Annotated in this window: 19 protein-coding genes; 11 read left to right on the top strand and 8 right to left on the bottom strand. The window is 65.6% G+C overall.

Features of this window, described 5'->3' with window-relative positions:
• Positions 1-109 precede the first annotated feature (109 nt).
• Positions 110-3,166, top strand: coding sequence for an anti-phage protein (locus AC3EF3_RS20330; RefSeq protein WP_488534083.1), 3,057 nt, complete (start codon positions 110-112; stop codon positions 3,164-3,166).
• 119 nt (positions 3,167-3,285) lie between these two features.
• Here the strand turns inward: AC3EF3_RS20330 and AC3EF3_RS20325 are convergent, their stop codons facing one another.
• From AC3EF3_RS20325 to AC3EF3_RS20290, 8 genes are all read right to left on the bottom strand, one after another.
• On the bottom strand, positions 3,286-3,978 hold the full coding sequence (locus AC3EF3_RS20325) for a hypothetical protein (RefSeq protein ID WP_488534082.1): 693 nt from the start codon (positions 3,976-3,978) through the stop codon (positions 3,286-3,288).
• 70 nt (positions 3,979-4,048) lie between these two features.
• Positions 4,049-4,561, bottom strand: coding sequence for a hypothetical protein (locus AC3EF3_RS20320; RefSeq protein ID WP_488534081.1), 513 nt, complete (start codon positions 4,559-4,561; stop codon positions 4,049-4,051).
• 152 nt (positions 4,562-4,713) lie between these two features.
• Positions 4,714-5,700, bottom strand: coding sequence for a lipopolysaccharide heptosyltransferase II (waaF, locus tag AC3EF3_RS20315; RefSeq protein ID WP_488534080.1), 987 nt, complete (start codon positions 5,698-5,700; stop codon positions 4,714-4,716).
• 10 nt (positions 5,701-5,710) lie between these two features.
• Positions 5,711-5,932: a zinc-finger domain-containing protein gene (locus AC3EF3_RS20310; RefSeq protein ID WP_488534079.1), complete on the bottom strand. Its 222-nt coding sequence runs from the start codon at positions 5,930-5,932 to the stop codon at positions 5,711-5,713.
• 8 nt (positions 5,933-5,940) lie between these two features.
• Positions 5,941-6,876 carry a branched-chain amino acid transaminase gene (locus AC3EF3_RS20305; RefSeq protein WP_488534078.1) on the bottom strand — a complete coding sequence of 312 codons (936 nt, stop codon included), beginning with the start codon at positions 6,874-6,876 and terminating at the stop codon, positions 5,941-5,943.
• 36 nt (positions 6,877-6,912) lie between these two features.
• The gene (locus tag AC3EF3_RS20300) at positions 6,913-7,323 is read right to left on the bottom strand and encodes a glycerate kinase (RefSeq protein WP_488534077.1); all 411 of its coding nucleotides are present in this window, start codon (positions 7,321-7,323) and stop codon (positions 6,913-6,915) included.
• A 9-nt stretch (positions 7,324-7,332) separates the two neighbouring features.
• Positions 7,333-8,712, bottom strand: coding sequence for a DNA repair protein RadA (radA, locus tag AC3EF3_RS20295; RefSeq protein ID WP_488534076.1), 1,380 nt, complete (start codon positions 8,710-8,712; stop codon positions 7,333-7,335).
• Positions 8,713-8,736: 24 nt separating this feature from the next.
• Positions 8,737-9,516: an SDR family oxidoreductase gene (locus AC3EF3_RS20290; RefSeq protein WP_488534075.1), complete on the bottom strand. Its 780-nt coding sequence runs from the start codon at positions 9,514-9,516 to the stop codon at positions 8,737-8,739.
• Positions 9,517-9,581: 65 nt separating this feature from the next.
• Between AC3EF3_RS20290 and hpaR the strand changes: the two genes are divergently transcribed.
• From hpaR to AC3EF3_RS20240, 10 genes are read left to right on the top strand one after another with little or no spacing between them, the layout of a single operon-like run.
• A complete protein-coding gene (gene hpaR / locus AC3EF3_RS20285; RefSeq protein ID WP_488534074.1) occupies positions 9,582-10,109 on the top strand; it encodes a homoprotocatechuate degradation operon regulator HpaR in 528 nt (175 codons plus the stop codon).
• Positions 10,046-11,503, top strand: a complete 1,458-nt coding sequence (gene hpaE / locus AC3EF3_RS20280; protein WP_488534073.1) for a 5-carboxymethyl-2-hydroxymuconate semialdehyde dehydrogenase — start codon at positions 10,046-10,048, stop codon at positions 11,501-11,503. The genes hpaR and hpaE overlap by 64 nt, the downstream gene beginning before the upstream one ends.
• Before the next feature lies 1 nt (position 11,504).
• Positions 11,505-12,431, top strand: a complete 927-nt coding sequence (gene hpaD, locus AC3EF3_RS20275) for a 3,4-dihydroxyphenylacetate 2,3-dioxygenase (protein WP_488534072.1) — start codon at positions 11,505-11,507, stop codon at positions 12,429-12,431.
• Between the two features lie 3 nt (positions 12,432-12,434).
• Entirely contained in the window at positions 12,435-12,839 is a 405-nt protein-coding gene (locus AC3EF3_RS20270; RefSeq protein WP_488534071.1) for a 5-carboxymethyl-2-hydroxymuconate isomerase, read from the top strand.
• Positions 12,836-13,639: a 2-oxo-hept-4-ene-1,7-dioate hydratase gene (gene hpaH, locus AC3EF3_RS20265; protein ID WP_488534070.1), complete on the top strand. Its 804-nt coding sequence runs from the start codon at positions 12,836-12,838 to the stop codon at positions 13,637-13,639. Before AC3EF3_RS20270 ends, hpaH begins: the two co-directional genes overlap by 4 nt.
• 15 nt (positions 13,640-13,654) lie before the next feature.
• The gene (locus AC3EF3_RS20260) at positions 13,655-14,461 is read left to right on the top strand and encodes an HpcH/HpaI aldolase family protein (RefSeq protein WP_488534069.1); all 807 of its coding nucleotides are present in this window, start codon (positions 13,655-13,657) and stop codon (positions 14,459-14,461) included.
• An 11-nt stretch (positions 14,462-14,472) separates the two neighbouring features.
• The gene (locus AC3EF3_RS20255) at positions 14,473-15,216 is read left to right on the top strand and encodes a class II aldolase/adducin family protein (protein ID WP_488534068.1); all 744 of its coding nucleotides are present in this window, start codon (positions 14,473-14,475) and stop codon (positions 15,214-15,216) included.
• A gap of 4 nt (positions 15,217-15,220) precedes the next feature.
• A complete protein-coding gene (locus AC3EF3_RS20250) occupies positions 15,221-16,195 on the top strand; it encodes a 2-dehydropantoate 2-reductase (protein WP_488534067.1) in 975 nt (324 codons plus the stop codon).
• Positions 16,196-17,254: a 3-deoxy-7-phosphoheptulonate synthase gene (locus AC3EF3_RS20245; RefSeq protein ID WP_488534066.1), complete on the top strand. Its 1,059-nt coding sequence runs from the start codon at positions 16,196-16,198 to the stop codon at positions 17,252-17,254. It abuts the gene before it with no gap.
• Positions 17,254-18,156: an EamA family transporter gene (locus tag AC3EF3_RS20240; protein ID WP_488534065.1), complete on the top strand. Its 903-nt coding sequence runs from the start codon at positions 17,254-17,256 to the stop codon at positions 18,154-18,156. The genes AC3EF3_RS20245 and AC3EF3_RS20240 overlap by 1 nt, the downstream gene beginning before the upstream one ends.
• Positions 18,157-18,165 lie beyond the last annotated feature (9 nt).

Here is an 18,165-nt window from a genome sequence, read left to right as displayed (position 1 = left end):
CGCTACTACGCGGATCGCCCCTCGTTGCCGCGTCTAATCCCGAGTTCACCGGCGGCGACTTGCGGCCGCCCCAGTCCCAGCTAATGATTCGTGAAGACGAGGAGTATCGATGCCAACGAACAGAATTCTTTTTCTTCATCTAAGCGACATCCACATCGGAGGCGTAGGAGATGTGGTTTTGACCCGCGGACAGAGCATTGCGGCAACGACTTTCAAATACCTTTCAGACGTCGATCTTGTGGCTGTAGTTCTGTCTGGGGACATCGTGTGGAGCGGCAAAGATGACGAATATGCGTTGGCCGAGAAGCTGCTGGCGGAAATCCTCGCTTCAATCCGAGCTGAGGCACCGGCGATGTCAATTGAAGTGTTCGCCTGCCCGGGCAACCACGATTGTGACTTCACGAAACACGATGACACTCGCGATGCAGTGCTGGACCGAGTGCGGCTACTCGAAGGAAAAGAGCCGAGCGAGTCACTGATCGACAGCGCGACGATCACTCAAGCAGCCTATTTCCGGTTTTTGTCGCGCGTGTCGACGAGTAGGTGGACCTTCTACTCCAAATTGGCGCAGGAGGTCAGCTTCGTGCTAGGTGACATGAATATCGGCGTACGCTGCCTGAACGTCGCTTGGATGTCCACGCTCAAAGAGAAGCAGGGTGCGCTCCAATTTCCGCCATCGGCGGTTCGCCCGTTCGCGTTCGATAAGCAGGGCGGACTATCGATCACCATCCTGCACCACCCGTTTAATTGGATGGGACAGGCTAGTTACCGTCGATTTCAGGCGAGCGTTCGCAATGAGAGTCATATCGTCTTCACCGGTCACGAGCATTTCCAGAACGCCGGTGAAATCTCTGACAGTCGGAGCACCCCAAGCGTTTTTGTTGAAGGAGGTGTTCTGTATGAAGAAAATGCGCCCGAGCACTCCACGTTCAACCTCGTCGTAGTCGACCTCAAGAAAGAGCAGTATCGAACCTCCTTCATTGAGTGGGGAGGAGATGCGTACGTTCCCGATGCGAGCAGTGATGAATTCGGATCACTGAAGACACTGCCTAGCATCGGAGCACGCAGGCTCAGACTTCGCCCAGACTTTGAGGCATTTCTTCGAGACCCTGGCGCGAATTTCAGCCACGCAAATAAGAAATCCCTTTTATTGGATGACATTTTTGTCTGGCCGGAGTTGCTCGATCTGGATGATCGCGCGCCGATCAAGCGGCAAGTTCTCGGCTCATTCTTTGAGAACGCCGAAAACCTGGGTGTGGGCGTCCTCATTCGAGGAGATGAGAAGACCGGAAAGAGCACCCTAGTTAAACAGTACTTCAATAGCTACTACTTGCGCGGTTATCTGCCGCTTTATGTTCGAGCTCGCTGGATTACAAGCGGCCACCAGACGGATCACTTGCGACTGGTCCGAAATGCCCTTGATAAGACCTATGAGCGGTCGAACCACGAAGAGTGGCTTCAACAGCCAAAGTCGAGGAAGGTTCTGCTGCTCGACGATGTCGATCTCAATACGCTGCCACCGGCAGCCTTGTCTGCCGCGCTCGAGGGGCTCTTCGCCTTTTTCGGAGCCATCATTGTCACAGCTCGAGACACCAGCGCGGCAACCGACCTTCTTTCACTAGAGAAAGTCGATGCGCTGCTAGGCCTTCGGCAATTTGAGCTGCGTGAGTTTGGGTACAAAAAGCGCTTTGAGCTTGTCTGCAAATGGGTTGAGGTTGGCAATGAGATTGACGATTCATCTGAGAGGTGGATGGCCACGATCGACAAGCTCGAGAAGGATTTGACAGCGGCCGTTGGCAAGCAGCTGGTTCCTTCCGTCCCGATCTTTCTCCTTACGTTATTGCAGAGTGTCGAGTCTGGTCGCACCGCCGACCTGAAGAACAGCGCATTCGGCCACTACTATCAATTTCTTATCACCTCCTCGTTCGAGGACGTCGGCTTCGAACGCGAGCAGTGGAACGAAGTCTTCAACTATTGCGCGAATCTCGCTTGGTTCTTTTATAGCAACAACCAACCGGGGATCTCGCTCCAGCAGATGAGCGACTTCAATGTCGCATTTAGCGTCGAATTCACCCCGGTTCATTTCGATCAGAGGTTGAGACGCCTAACAGAAGCCGGCGTTCTCGACCGCGACGGCGATGAACTACGCTTCAAGTATCCGTACATCTACTACTTCTTCTTGGGCCAGTACTTAGCGGATCGAATCCACGAAGAAGAAGTTAAGAATGTCATCGTGGAGCTCTGTAAAGAGCTTCATCTCCGCGAGAACGCGAATGCGCTTCTCTTCGCCAGCCACCATACCAAAGATCCCGTGGTCTACGAACAGGTAGCTGCAGCGCTCGATAAGTGCTTCGCGGGGGCACCCCGTTTCGATTTCCAGAAGGATGTTCAGCTGGTTAACGAATTGGTGGACGCGGCCCCGAGGCTGGTGTATCACGAGCGCCCCGTCAAGGAAAGTAGAGCCGCCATTCGTGCGCAGCAAGATGGAAAGGGCGATTCCGGCGTTCCGGCCCACGACGGTTCTGAGGCGATGAACGCAATTGCGGGGGTTACGCGATTGTTTCGCGCGATGGAGATTCTTGGACAGCTCCTCAAGAATCATTACGGCACGACGAAGAATCCCGTGAAGGAAGAGCTCATTCGTAAACTGATCGACAGTTCCCTTCGCGGTTTGCACTCCATCGCTCAAATGATTTTGAAAGATCGAGCTGGGCTAGCCGAGCACATTCAGAGAGCACTCGAAGACGATTCTCCAGGTGCTCCCAAGGAGCAGGTTGAGCGTCAAGCGAGAGCTATCGTCTTTGAGCTAATCGGATTCATTAGCTTTGGGTTTGTCCGCAAGGCATCGACTGCAATTGGATCCGGATACCTGCGTGAGAATGTGGAAAACGTAGTTGCCGAGGCGAATTCACTGGGGTACGACCTAGTCGAAATGAGCTACTTGCTCGACCTACCTGACGGACTTTCCCTACCAAAGCTGAGGGAGCTTCATAGGAATGTTGAAGGGAATTTCTTCTGCCGGACGTTGATTACTCATATCGCGCTGAATCATCTCCACCTGTTCAAAGTGAACTACCGGGACAAGCAGAAGCTCTGTGAGGAGCTTGGGATTGATCTCCGACGGCAAAACGCTCTGCAATACGACAGGACGAAGCGCGCAGGCTAGCGGAAAGCTCTGTGGACATCTTTGGACGCGCGAATGTCTGCTTCCACCCAGAGCAGCCCTTCGCGCTTAGCGCCCTCCGCCGGCACGCAGTCTGGCCAACGTGAGCGCGGAGGACGCCCTCAAGGCAGCCGCTGCAGGTGACGGAAGCGATACGCGAAGGGTTGCTCGATCTTCGGGTGCTTGCGTGCGTACTCGATCAGGTCTCCGGCCTTGAAGGACACGCCGGCGAACTCGAAGGGCGCCTGGACGATGAACGCCTCCCACTCCTCGACGTGCCCTGGCACGTCCGTTCGAGTCAGCACGATCCGGCCCGGGGAAGGCATGTCCCAAGACACCACCGTCGGCAGCGCGCGCTGCGTGGCGAACTGGTCAGCCTTGTCGGGGCACTTGATCGCGGAACCACGCAGTTCCGCGGTGCGCGACTCGCCTTCCGGCAGGAATCCGACCACCTCGCATTTCATCGGCACGATTCGCTCCTGCTGCCAGCTCGGGGACTTCGGCGGCAGAAACAGCTTCATCGATGGTTCTGGCATGAGCCAGGTGCCTTCGAGGTCCGCGCGTGCGGCGGGGCGCAGTTCCGTGCGGTGGTAGGGCGAGAAAGGACACGGGTAGCGACTGGACATCGCGACCAGGAGCTGAAGGGGCGTCGGCAGCCCCTGGACACCCGTGCGTTGCAGCTCGGCTTCGACCTCCTGCCGCACGGATCCGACCGAGTCTCCCGGCCCGAAGCACATTCGAAAGCCGTTCGTGGAGTCGCCAAGGTACCGAATGACGCCGCGGACCTGGTCCGCTGACGCCAGCGGTTGATCCATCGGCACCGTTTCTTGTGCCTGCACCGCGGACGAAGCGATGACGAGTGCAGCCCATACGATTTTCCGCATCTCAAATCGCTCCCCCAGGCTTCTTCGCGACCTTTTCAGTCACCCGCTCGCCCGTATCCACGTCTTCGATCCACACGGCGATCTCCTGCGCGTCCATGCTGCCCTTGACCTGGTACTTGTGTCCCGACTTCGGGCTGAAATCGACCACGCCCTTGTGGCTGTAGTAGAACTTCCCCTGCGCCAAAAGCGCGAAGCCCGCGAACGGAGCAGCCATATGCTGCGCCTGCAAGTGGACCTTCATCGGCCTGACTTCCACCATGCGAGTGGCCGAGGCTTCCATCAGGCCGAATGTGGCCCCTGTTGATCTTTGCGCGCTCGCACCGATCGCGTTGTAAAGCTGTTTACCGTCGATCTGGGTCGCAGCATAAGCACGCAGCACCCCGGGACTTTCGCGCATCACTGAATCCGACAGTTCCACGGTGGGTCCCGTGTACTCCTTCGGCACGCTGTAAGTCGTTGCGCAACCTGCGACCGCGACGGCCAACAGAGCAACGGAATACGTCATCCACTTCATGGGGGTCCTCCTCAAATGCAAATGCCGTGCAATCGTAGTCGCGGGCCGGCCGCTCTGCCAACAAGCGACCCCGCCTGATTGCGGCGCGCATGCCACAAACGATCAACTTCCCGGGTCCCAATCAGGCGACCCGCCGAATTGGCGATGTCACGTCAAAGCAGTGACCGCACGCGCTCCGGCGTGATGTCGTACAGGCAGCGCGTGTGGCCGAGCGGGCAGTCGCGCTCGAAGCAGGGCGAGCAGTCCAGCGGCGGCGTGTAGGCCGGGTCGTTGCGCAGCCAGATCACCTGCGCGCGCACGTTGAGCGGCGGCGTGTGCTCGGGGCTGGACGAGCCGAACAGCGCGACCTGCGGCACGCCGAACGCGGCGGCGACGTGCATCAGGCCCGAATCGTTGCTGACCATCGCGCGCGAGCCCGCGATGAGCGCGAAGGCATCGAGCAGCGAGGTCTTGCCGGCGAGATTGAGGCAATGGCCGTCGGCCGCCTCCTGCGCGATCTCGTCGGACAAGGGCCGCTCCTTGGCGGAACCGAGCAGCACCACGGGCAAGTCCAGGGATTTCGCGAGTTCGGCGTAGTGGATCGCTGGCCAGCGCTTGGCGGGGCCGTACTCGGCGCCGGGCGCAAAGACGAAATACCTGCCGGCAGGAAGGTGGGCCCTCTCCAGCGCGGCGTCGATCTTCTCTTGAGGAAGCAGCAGCTGCGGCCGGTCACCTTCGATGCCCGTTTCGCCGCTCAGCGCCGAGTAGAACGCCACCATCGGCGGCTTGCCCTTGGGGTTCTTCAGCCGGTGCGTGAGCAAGCCGACGCGCGCCTCACCGAGATAGCCCACACGCTTCGGGATGCTGGCCAGGAAAGGCAGCAGCGCGCTCTTGAGCGAATTCGGCAACACGTACGCAACGTCGAAGCGGCCCTCCACCTCCTTGGCGAGGCGTCGCCGCTCGCGCAGTTGCAGCCCCCCGTGATGGAACGGGAACTCGATGACCTCGTCGACCTGCGGCATCGCCCGGTACACCGGCGCCACCCAGGGCAGCGCGCCGACGGCGATGCGCTCGCCGCGCGCACGCAGGCGCCGCAACAGCGGCTCGGTCATCACCGCGTCGCCGATCCACTGGGGCGCGATGACGAGCGAGCGCGTCACGCGAGCGCGGTCAGTGGTGACCGCCCCAATGCTCGCCCGGCTTGAGCTTGTACACGGTGCCGCAGTATGCGCATTTCGCTTCGCCCGTGCGCGCGACGTCGAGGTAGATGCGCGGGTGGTTGTTCCACAGTTTCATGCCGGCCGTGGGGCTGGGGCAGAACACGCCACCATTGGCATTCAGGTCCTTCGCGGAGAGCTCGACGACGGCTTCCTTGTGGGCGGTGCTTTCCATGTTGTGCTTCAGACCTTGGTCAGCCAGTGGGCGTATTTGGGATTGCGGCCGTTGACGATGTCGAAGAAGGCCGACTGGATCTTTTCCGTCACCGGGCCGCGCGCGCCGATGCCGATCTGCACGCGGTCCAGTTCGCGGATGGGCGTGACTTCAGCGGCGGTGCCGGTGAAGAAGGCCTCGTCGGCGATGTAGACCTCGTCGCGCGTGATGCGCTTCTGCACGATCTCGATGCCGAGATCTTTGGCGATGTGGAACACCGTGTTGCGCGTGATGCCGTTGAGCGCACCGGCCGACAGGTCGGGCGTGTAGATCACGCCGTCCTTCACGACGAAGATGTTCTCGCCCGCGCCCTCGGACACGAAACCGGCCGCGTCGAGCAGCAGCGCCTCGTCGTAGCCGTCGTCCAGCGCTTCCATGTTGGCGAGGATGGAGTTCGAGTAGTTCGACACCGCCTTGGCCTGCGTCATCGTGATGTTCACGTGGTGGCGCGTGTAGCTGGAGGTCTTCACGCGGATGCCGCGCTTCAGGCCCTCTTCACCCAGGTACGCACCCCAGGCCCAGGCCGCGACCATCATGTGGATGCGGTTGCCCTTGGGGCTGACCCCGAGCTTTTCCGAGCCGATCCACACCAGCGGGCGGATGTAGCAGCTCTCCAGCTTGTTCGCGCGCACCACCGCCTTCTGGGCCTCGTTCACCTGCTCCTTGGTGAAGGGCATCTGCATGCGCAGGATCTTGGCGCTGTTGAAGAGGCGATCGGTGTGTTCCTGCAGCCGGAAGACGGCCGTGCCGTTCACGGTGTTGTAGGCGCGCACGCCCTCGAACGCGCCGCAGCCGTAGTGGAGCGTGTGGGTGAGCACGTGGACCTTGGCGTTGCGCCAGTCCACCATCTCGCCATCCATCCAGATCTTGCCGTCCCGGTCGGCCATCGACGGTATTGCGCTCATGCTGAAAGTCCTTGGGTTCTCTGGGAACCCCGGATTTTACGGCGCGGGCTGCTCAGTCGCGGCCGGCCGCTCCAGCGTCCATTTCACCAGCCGCCCGTGCACGAACTCGCAGGTGACGCTGGAGCCACTCTCGTCCGTCCAGCGGAAAAGCTCCGGATCCTGGCCTTGCGGGGTGAGCGCCTCGCCGATCGAGCGCGTCATCGCCATCACGTGCAGCAGGTTGACACCCGGCTTGAGCTTGGCATTGAGCATCACGGCGCTGCCGACGTGGCCCTTAGGGTTCTTGGCCGCGCGGTTGAGCACGCCCATCATCCGGCTGAAGTGCATCAGCACGAACATGATCAGGCCGCCGGCCACGAACGCCAGCCCGCCCCAGCGGGCCGAGTACCAGCCGGCGTAGAGCAGCGCCAGCACGGCAATGGGAACAACGATCTTTCGCCAGTCCATGGTCTCTTCTTATTGCAATGCTCGCACGACTTCCATCGCTTCCTCGATCCGGTCCACCGGGTGGATGGTCAGTCCCTCGAATTCGCGCCCGCCCTTTTTCGGCGCGTTGGCCCTGGGCACCACGGCGACCGAGAAGCCGAGCTTGGCGGCCTCGCGCAGGCGCTCCTGTCCGCGCGGCGCCGGGCGCACTTCGCCGGCCAGGCCGACTTCGCCGAAGGCGATGAAGCCGCGCGGCAGGGGCCGGCCGCGCAGGCTGGAGGTGATGGCCAGCATCACGGCCAGGTCCGCCGCCGGCTCGCTGATACGCACACCGCCCACCGCGTTGACGAACACGTCCTGGTCCAGGCAGGCGACGCCCGCGTGGCGATGCAGCACCGCCAGCAGCATGGCGAGGCGGTCGCGATCGAGGCCCACCGACAGCCGGCGTGGGCTCGGCCCGCCGCTGTCGACCAGCGCCTGGATCTCCACCAGCATGGGCCGCGTGCCTTCGAGCGTCACCAGCACGCAGCTGCCCGGCACCGGCTCGGCGTGCTGCGACAGGAAGATCGCGCTCGGGTTGGCCACGCCCTTGAGGCCCTTCTCGGTCATCGCGAACACGCCGATTTCGTTGACAGCGCCGAAGCGGTTCTTGATCGCCCGCACGAGCCTGAACGAGGAGTGCGTGTCGCCCTCGAAATAGAGCACCGTGTCCACCATGTGTTCCAGCACGCGCGGGCCGGCGAGCGCCCCTTCCTTCGTCACGTGGCCCACCAGCACGACGGCCGTGCCGCTCGCCTTGGCCGCGCGCGTGAGGTGCGCGGCGCACTCGCGCACCTGCGCCACCGAGCCCGGCGCGGAGGTGAGCTGGTCCGAGTACACGGTCTGGATCGAATCGATCACGGCGATCGCCGGCTGCGAGCCGCCCATCGTGGCCAGGATCTTCTCGAGCTGGATCTCGGCCAGCACCTTCACCTGCGAGTTGTCCAGGCCGAGGCGCCGCGAGCGCAGCGCCACCTGGGCGCCGCTCTCCTCGCCCGTGACGTAGAGGCTCGGGACATTCGCGCGCTGCAGGCCGTCGAGCGCCTGCAGCAGCAGCGTCGACTTGCCGATGCCCGGGTCGCCGCCGATCAGCACGACGCCGCCTTCGACGATGCCGCCACCGAGCACGCGATCGAGCTCGCCGATGCCGGTGGGCGTGCGTTCGATGTCGCTCGCCTCGATGTCGGCCAGCACCGCCACTTCGGCCGTCCTGGCCAGCGAGGCAAAGCGGTTGCGGCTCGTGGCCGCGGCCTGCTCCGGCACGGTTTCGATCAGCGTGTTCCAGGCCTCGCACTGCGGGCACTTGCCCAGCCAGCGCGGGCTGGTGCCGCCGCATTCGGTGCAGGTGTAGGTCGTCTTCTCTTTCGCCACGCGGCGAGTGTAGGCGAGGCGGCGCTAAACGATCCCGCGGTACGACCCCCCATCCAGCTGGATGTTCTGGCCGCAGATGTAGGAAGCCTGCGCGCTGCACAGGTAGGCGCACATGTCGCCGAACTCCTCGGGCCGCCCGAATCGCTTGGCGGCAATGGTGTCCGTGAGCTTGGCGCGCGCTTCTTCCAGCGTGCTGCCATCGATCTTCGCCTGCCGCTCGATCAGGTACTGCTGGCGGCCGGTATCGATGCGCTCCGGCAGCAGGTTGTTGATCGTCACGTTGTCGACCACCGTCTCGCGCGAGATCGCCTTGCACACCGCCGTCAGCGCCGTGCGCGCCGCGGTCGACAGGCCCTGGTGCGGGTTGGGCGACTTCACCATCGCCGACGTGATGTTCACGATGCGGCCGAACCGGCGCTCGCGCATGCCCGGAAGCAAGGCGCGGATCAGCAGCACGGCCGGCAGCATGTTCTGCTCGAAGACGGCGATGTAGGCGTCGTGGTCCCAGTCCTCGAACTTGCCCGGCGTGGGCCCGGCGTTGTTCGTCACGAGGATGTCCGCGTCGGGACAGGCCGCCACCAGCGCGGCGCGGCCGGCCTCGGTCATGATGTCCGCCACCACCGGCACGACCTCGTTGCGCGTCTCGCGCATGAGCTCCTGCGCCGTCGCCTGCAGCTTGTCGGCGTGGCGGCCGTTGATGAACACCTTCACGCCTTCGCGCGAGAGCGACAGGGCGCAGGCCCTGCCCAGCCCCTGGGACGACGCGCAGACGATCGCCTTGCGGCCAGCGATGTGCAGATCCATGCGGGTTGCCTCCTGTTTGCGCCCGACGGGGCATTCATTTAACATCTTAACTAATCGGCCGCGCCATGACCACTTTCAAGCACCGCAACCTGCCGCGCCTGCTGCTGCAAGCGCGCGAGGCCGTCATGGCCCACACGCGGCCCAGCCTGCGCGGCCACGGCCTGTCGGACCAGCAGTGGCGCGTGCTGCGGGTGCTGGGCGAGCACGGCACGGTGGAAACCGGCCGCGTCGCGCGCGAGGCGTTCATCCTCGGGCCCAGCCTCACCGGCGTGCTGGCGCGCATGGAGCGCGACGGCCTGGTGCGGCGTGAGCGCGATCCCGCCGACCAGCGGCGCACCGTGGTCGAGGCCACGGCCAAGGGGCTGAAACTCGTCGAGAAGCTGTCGCACACCGTCGAAGCCCATTACGCCTGGATGGAACAGCAGCTGGGCACGGCCAAGCTGACGCAGCTCTATCGCCTGCTGGACGAAGTCATTGCGCTGGAGGGCGCGGCGCCCGAACATTCCCGGCGTCACACGAAACTGCAACCATGCGAATCGACCACCTCATCAACGGCAAGCCGGTCCCGGGCCGCGATTACTTCGAGAGCCTGAACCCCGCCACGCAGGACGTGCTGGCGGAAGTCGCCTCGGGGGGCGAGGCGGAAGTCAGCGCCGCGGTGCAGGCCGCCAAGGACGCGTTCCCGAAATGGGCCGCGCTGCCGGCGCAACAGCGCGCGAAGCTCGTTCGCAAGTTGGGCGACCTGATCGCGCGCGACGTGCCGGAGATCGCGCGCATCGAAACCGACGACACCGGCCAGGCGATCGCGCAGACCGGCAAGCAACTGGTGCCGCGCGCCGCCGACAACTTCCACTACTTCGCCGAGATGTGCGTGCGCGTGGACGGCCACACCTACCCGACCGACACGCACCTGAACTACACATTGTTCCACCCGGTCGGCGTGTGCGCGCTGATCTCGCCCTGGAACGTGCCGTTCATGACGGCGACATGGAAGGTCGCGCCCTGCCTGGCCTTCGGCAACACGGCGGTGCTGAAGATGAGCGAGCTGTCGCCCATGACCGCCGCACGGCTGGGCGAGCTTGCGCTGGAAGCGGGCATCCCGCCCGGCGTGCTGAACCTCGTGCACGGCTACGGCAAGCAGGCGGGCGAGCCGCTGGTGCGCCACCCCGACGTGCGCGCGATCTCCTTCACCGGCTCGACCGCGACGGGCAACCGCATCGTGAAGGAAGCGGGCCTGAAGAAGTTCTCGATGGAGCTGGGCGGCAAGTCCCCCTTCGTGATCTTCGACGACGCGAATCTCGAGCGCGCGCTCGACGCCGCCGTGTTCATGATCTTCTCCAACAACGGCGAGCGCTGCACGGCCGGCTCGCGCATCCTGGTGCAGCGTTCGATCTACGCCGACTTCGCGCAGAGGTTCGCAGTGCGCGCGAAGAAGATCCGCGTGGGCGACCCGCTGGATGAATCGACCATCATCGGTCCCATGGTGTCGCAAGGCCACCTGGCCAAGGTGCGCAGCTACATCGAGCTCGGCACGAAGGAAGGTGTGACGCTGCTGTGCGGCGGGCTGGACATGCCCGAACTGCCGCAGCGCGTGCGCAAGGGCAATTACGTGGCGCCCACGGTCTTCGCCGACGTGGACAACGCCATGAAGATCGCGCAGGACGAGATCTTCGGGCCGGTGGCCTGCCTGATCCCCTTCGACGACGAAGCCGATGCGATCCGCATCGCCAACGACATCCCGTACGGGCTGTCGAGCTACGTATTCACCGAGAACGTCGGCCGCGCGCTGCGGGTGGCGGCGGCGATCGAGGCCGGCATGTGCTTCGTCAACAGCCAGAACGTGCGCGACCTGCGCCAGCCCTTCGGCGGCACGAAGGCCTCGGGCGTCGGCCGCGAAGGCGGCACCTGGAGCTACGAAGTGTTCCTCGAGCCGAAGAACATCGCCGTGTCGCTGGGTTCGCATCACATTCCACATTGGGGGGCGTGACATGGGCAAGCTCGCGTTGGCCGCAAAAATCACGCACGTGCCCTCGATGTACCTGTCGGAGCTGCCCGGCCCGCGCCACGGCACGCGGCAGGACGCGATCGACGGCCACATCGAGATCGGGCGGCGCTGCCGCGAGCTGGGCGTGGACACCATCGTCGTCTTCGACACGCACTGGCTGGTCAACGCCAGCTACCACATCAACTGCGGCCCGCACTTCGAGGGGCTGTACACCAGCAACGAGCTGCCGCACTTCATCAGCAACATGGCCTTCGGGTTCCCCGGCAACCCGGCGCTCGGGAAGCTGCTGGCGAGGAAGGCGAACGACATGGGCGTGGAGACGCTCGCGCACGACGCGACCACCCTGGCCCCGGAGTACGGGACCCTGGTGCCGATGCGCTACATGAACGGCGACCGGCGTTTCAAGGTGGTGTCGCTCGCGGCCATGTGCATGGCGCATTACCTGAACGACAGCGCGCGCCTGGGCTGGGCGATCCGGCGCGCGATCGAGGACGAGTACGACGGCACCGTGGCGATCTTCGCCAGCGGGTCGCTGTCGCACCGCTTCGCGCAGAACGGCCTCGCGCCCGAGTACGCGTTCAAGGTCTGGAGCCCGTTCCTCGAACAGCTCGATCGCGACGTGGTGCGCCTGTGGCAGGCCGGCGAGTGGAAGACCTTCTGCGGCATGCTGCCCGAATACGCGGCCAAGGGCCACGGGGAGGGCTTCATGCACGACACGGCGATGCTGCTGGGCGCGCTCGGCTGGTCGGACTACGACGGCCAGACCGAAGTGGTGACGCCCTACTTCGGCGCGTCGGGCACGGGGCAGATCAACGCGGTCTTCCCGGTCACGCCGCAGGACGGGAAGGCCATCCCGAAAGCGGTGGCCTCCTGCGCCGAGGGCTACACCTCCGTCGCCACGAGGCTCTGACCCATGCCGCATTGCGTGATCCTCTACACCCCGAACGTCGAGGCGAAGACGGACATGACGGCACTGTGCCGCGCGCTCGCCGACACCATGCTCACGATCCTGGACGAGGCCGGCAGGCAGGTGTTCCCGACCGGCGGCACGCGCGTGCTGGCGTATCCCGCCGCGCATTACGCCGTGGCCGACGGCCAAGGCGACTATGCGTTCGTCTACATCAACGTCCGCATGGGCGCGGGCCGCAGCGAGGCGGTGAAGAAGAACGCGGGCGACACCTTGCTCGCCACGGTGAAGCGGCACTTCGCGCCGATCTTCGATTCGTCTCTGATCGGCATCACCTTGCAGATCGACGAAAGCCCCGGCCAGGTGTACGACGCCAAGCACAGCACACTGCACCCGCTGTTCAATCCATGAGCCTTTCCCAGGATCTCATCGCGCAGCTCGCACATGAACTGGACGAGAGCGAGCGGTCGCGCGTGCAGGTCGAGCATTTCTCCAGGCGCTTTCCCGGCATGAGCATCGAGGACGGCTATGCCGTCTCGCGGGCCTGGGTGGCGATGAAGATCGCGCGCGGGCGACGGCCGATCGGTCACAAGATCGGCCTGACCTCGCGCGCGATGCAGCAGTCGTCGCAGATCGACGAGCCCGATTACGGCACGCTGCTCGACGACATGCTGTTCGCCCCGGGCGACATCCCGGGATCGCGCTTCATCGCGCCGCGCGTGGAAGTGGAACTCGCCTTCGTCCTCAAGCAACGGCTGCGGGGCGCGAACGTGACGGTCGACGATGTGATCGCCGCGACCGACCACGTGACGCCGGCCATCGAGATCATCGATGCGCGCATCGAGCAGTTCGACCGCCGCACGAAGGCGCCGCGCCGCGTGCAGGACACGATCAGCGACAACGCGGCCAATGCCGGCATCGTGATCGGCGGGCGCAGAATGGACCCGCGCGAAGTCGACCTGCCCTGGTGCGGTGCGATCCTGCGCCAGAACGGCGCCGTGGAGGAAACGGGCCTGGCCGCCGGCGTGCAAGGCCACCCCGCGATCGGCGTCGCCTGGCTCGCGAGGAAGCTCGCACCCTGGGACGAGTGCCTGGAGGCCGGCGAGATCGTGCTGGCCGGCTCGTTCACGCGGCCCGTGCCGGCGAAGCCAGGCGACCTGTTCGACGCCGATTACGGGCCGCTGGGCCGTTTCGAATTCCGCTTCGTTTAAGAGAGAAGGACGACGATGAAGACACCGGTGAATCCCTTCAAGCAGGCGCTGAAGGACCAGCGCACGCAGTACGGCCTGTGGGTCAGCCTGCTGGGGCCCCTGAACACGGAGATCTGTGCGGCAGCGGGTTTCGACTGGCTGCTGCTGGACGCCGAACACACGCCGAACGACCCGATGAACCTGCTGCTGCAGGCGCAGGTGATCGCCGGCTATCCCGGCACGCATGCGATTGCGCGCGTACCGATGGGCCACGGCTACGTCGGGCAGGCCCTGATCAAGCAGTATCTCGACGTGGGCATCCAGACGCTCCTGGTGCCGATGGTGGAGACGGCGGAGCAGGCGCGCGAGCTGGTGCGCTGCATGCGCTACCCGCCCGGCGGCATTCGCGGCATGGCGGCGACGCGGGCGTCCGGCTGGGGCCGGAATCCCGCCTATGCGAAAGAAGCCAACCGCGAGGTCTGCCTGCTGGTCCAGGCGGAGACGCGCAAGGGCATCGACAACCTCGACGAGATCGCCGCGGTGGACGGTGTCGACGGCGTGTTCATCGGGCCGTCGGACCTGTCCGCCGCCTTCGGCCATGTGGGCGACCCGTGGCATCCGGAGATGGAGCAGATCATCGCCGACGCGTTCGGCCGCATCCGCAAGGCCGGCAAAGCCGTGGGCATCCTGACGCTGGACGAGGCCCGCGCGAAGCAGCATGTGGAGATGGGCGCGACCTTCATCGCCGTGGGCACCGACAGCAACCTCATGGTCCGGGGCACGACCGAGCTGCGCTCGAAGTTCAAGGACGACAGCGCGCCGAAGGCCGCCGGCAATTACTAGGAGGTTCGCGAATGCACCCCGATGAATGGGCCGCGCGCGTGCAGCTGGCCGCGTGCTACCGCATCTTCGACATGCTCGGCTGGACCGAGATGATCTACAACCACATCACGGTGCGCCTGCCCGAGAGCGTGACGGGCGGAGCGAAGCACTTCCTGATCAACCCGTTCGGGCTGCACTACAGCGAAGTGACCGCGGGCAACCTGCTCAAGATCGACGTGCAGGGCCACAAGCTCGACGACAACCCCTGGCCGGTGAACCCGGCAGGCTTCGTCGTGCATTCGGCGATCCACGAGAACATCGCCGAAGCGCATTGCGTGATGCACACGCACACGACAGCGGGACTGGCGGTGGCGTGCACGCAAGGCGGGCTCGCGCAGAACAACTTCTATTCGGCGCAATTGCACGACATGGTGGCGTACCACGACTTCGAGGGCATCACGGTGCATGCCGACGAGGCGCCGCGCCTGCTGAAGAACATCGGAAACAAGCCGGTCGTGATCCTGCGCAACCACGGGCTCTTGTCCTGGGCGCGCACGCTTCCGCTCGCTTTCGTGCGGCTGTGGACGCTGCAGCGCGCCTGCGAGGTGCAGGTGGCGCAGGCCGCACTCGGCCCGGCCGTCGCCGTGCCGCAGGCCGTCGCGGCGAAGACCACGCACGACTCCTTCCAGTGGGACCAGCAGTTCGGCGCCGGCCAGGACGTGTTCGACGCGCTGGTGCGGCGCCTGGACCGCGTCGATCCCTCCTACAAGAACTGACGCGATGAAAGCCTGCATCTACGGCGCCGGCGCGATCGGCGGATGGATCGGCGTCAAGCTGGCGCGCGCGGGGTGCGACGTGAGCGTGGTGGCGCGCGGCGCGACCCTCGAGGCCATCGAACGCGACGGCCTGCGCCTGCGGGAAGGCGACGAGACGCTGGCCGCCGCCGTGCGGGGCAGCGCGTCCCCCGCCGACCTGGGCGTGCAGGACCTCGTCGTCGTCGCCGTGAAGGCGCAGGCGATGGCCGAGGTCGCGAGGTCCATCGGCCCCCTGCTCGGCCCGCAGACCATCGTGCTCACCGCCATGAACGGCGTGCCCTGGTGGTTCTTCGAAGGCTTCGGTGGCGCCTATGCGGGCACGCGCCTGAAGGCGGTCGACCCGCAAGGTGCCATCGCCCGCGCCATTCCCGTGAAGCACATCGTCGGCTGCGTCGTGCATGCGAGCTGCGCCGTCGATGCACCGGGTCGGGTGCGCCACGTGTTCGGCAACGGCCTGATCATCGGCGAGCCTTCGGGCGAGGACTCGGCGCGCGTCCGCGATCTCGCCGCCTGGCTCGCGAAAGCCGGTTTCGAATGCAAGGTCTCGCCGCGGATCCAGAAGGACGCCTGGTACAAGCTGTGGGGCAACATGTCGACCAACCCGATCAGTGCGATCACCGGCGCGACCACCGACATGATCCTGGCCGACGACCTCGTGCGCGAGTTCACCACCCGCGTCATGCTCGAAGCCCGGGAGATCGGCGCGCGCATCGGCGTGCCCATCGAGCAGACGCCCGAGGACCGCCACCAGATCACGCGCAAGCTCGGGGCCTTCCGCACGTCGATGCTGCAGGACGTCGAAGCCGGCAAGAGCGTGGAGCTCGATGCGCTGGTGACGGTGGTGAAGGAACTGGGCGAGCTCACGCACGTCGCTACGCCCTACACCGACGCGCTGCTCGGGCTGGCCCGCCTGCACGCCCGGGTCCATGGCCTGTACTGAATGACTGCCCCCCGGATCTCCGACCTGCACATCGCCCGCGAGGACGCACTGCCCTCGCCGCGCGCGCTCCAGGTGGAGCTGCCCTGCAGCGAAGCGCAGGCGCAGTTCATCGCGACGGCGCGCGAGACGGTGCGCCGGATCCTTCGCGGCGACGATCCGCGCCTGCTCGTGATCGTCGGCCCCTGCTCGATCCACGATCCGCAGGCGGCCGTCGATTACGCGCAGCGCCTGCACGATGCCGCGCAGCCCCTGGCCGACGCGATCTTCCCGGTGATGCGCGTCTACTTCGAGAAGCCCCGCACCCGCATGGGCTGGAAAGGCCTGATCTACGACCCGTCGCTGGACGGCCGCGGCGACATCGGCGAAGGCCTGCGCGCGGCGCGGCGCCTGCTGCTCGAATGCGCGCGCATCGGCGTGCCGGCGGCCTCGGAGATCCTCGACCTCGTCACACCGCAGTACTACGCGGAGCTGTTGTCCTGGGGCGCGATCGGCGCGCGCACGGTGGAAAGCCCGCTGCATCGCCAGATGGCGTCGGCCCTGTCCGCGCCGCTGGGGTTCAAGAACGCCACCAACGGCAGCGTGGCCGTGGCGATCGATGCGATCCATGTTGCGGCGCAGGCGCACCGGTTCCCGTCGATCTCGATGGACGGCCGGGCCATGGTGGTCACCACCAGCGGCAATCCCGACACGCACCTCGTGCTGCGCGGCGCGAACGGCGGGCCCAACTACGACGAGGCGAGCGTTGCCGCCGCCGCGAAGGCGCTGCGCGACGCCGACCTGCCCGCGCGCCTGCTGGTCGATTGCAGCCACGGCAACAGCTCGAAGGACTATCGCCGCCAGCCCGAGGTCGCCGCCGACGTCGCCCGGCAGGTCGCAGCCGGATCGCCGGCGATCGCGGGCGTGCTGCTCGAAAGCCACCTGGTCGAAGGGCGGCAGGACATCGTGGAAGGCCGCGCCGGGCTGCGCTACGGCCAGAGCGTCACCGACGGCTGCATCGGCTGGGACACGACGGCCGGCGTGCTGGAGACGCTCGCGCGGGCGGTGCGTTCCAGGATGTGATGCCCGCCACCCGCGCCCTCAGCGGCGCCGCCTTCGCCACGCTGCTGCTGATCGCGCTCATGATGGGCGCCAACCACGTCGCCGCACGCATCGCGTTCAACCATGGCGCCGATGTCGCCACCGCCGTCATCTTTCGCAGCGGCACGACGGCGGCGGTGCTGGTCGCGATCATCGCGCTGCAGCGCGTGCCCGTGAAGTTCAGCCCGCGCCACAAGCGCATGCTGCCGGCCATCGGCCTCTTGATCGGCGTGCAGAGCCTGTGCCTCTATTCGGCGGTGGCGCGGCTGCCGGTCGCGCTGGCGCTGCTGGCCTTCAACACCTACCCGATCTGGACGGCGCTGTGGTCGCGCGTGATCTACCGGCACCGGCCGGAACGCGCCTTGCTGATCACCATGCCGGTGATCCTGTGCGGCCTGGCGCTGGCGCTCGACGTGTTCGGCGCGGCCTCGGGCCTGGGCGCGGCGGGCCAATGGGCGCGCATCGGCGCGGGCGTCGGCTTCGCCCTCGCCGCTGCGGGCACCTTCGGGCTGGCCCTGGTCGTCACGCAGCACGAAGCCGCCGATGTCGACGGCCGCGTGCGCACCGCGACGACGATGGCGATGGCCGGCCTGGTCGCACTGGCCAGCATCGTGGCGCAGGGCGGCCTGCACCTGCCCGACGCTCCGGCCGGCTGGGCGGGCCTGGCGACCCTCACCCTCCTTTACGGCACCGCCTTCACCATCATGTTCACCGTGCTGCCCCGCCTGGGCGTGGTCGGCAACTCCGCGATCATGAACGTCGAGCCGGTCTTCGCGCTGGTGCTCGCCTGGCTGGTCCTCGGCCAGGCGATCGCGCCGGTGCAGGTGCTCGGCGCGCTCGTCGTGGTGGGCGCGGTGATGGTGCTGGGAATGCGCCGGCGCTGATCGCTGGCG

The organism is Ramlibacter sp. GS1-15, assembly GCF_057785015.1.
Note: the sequence above shows the minus strand (reverse complement) of the source record. Positions and strands in the feature narration are given on the sequence as shown.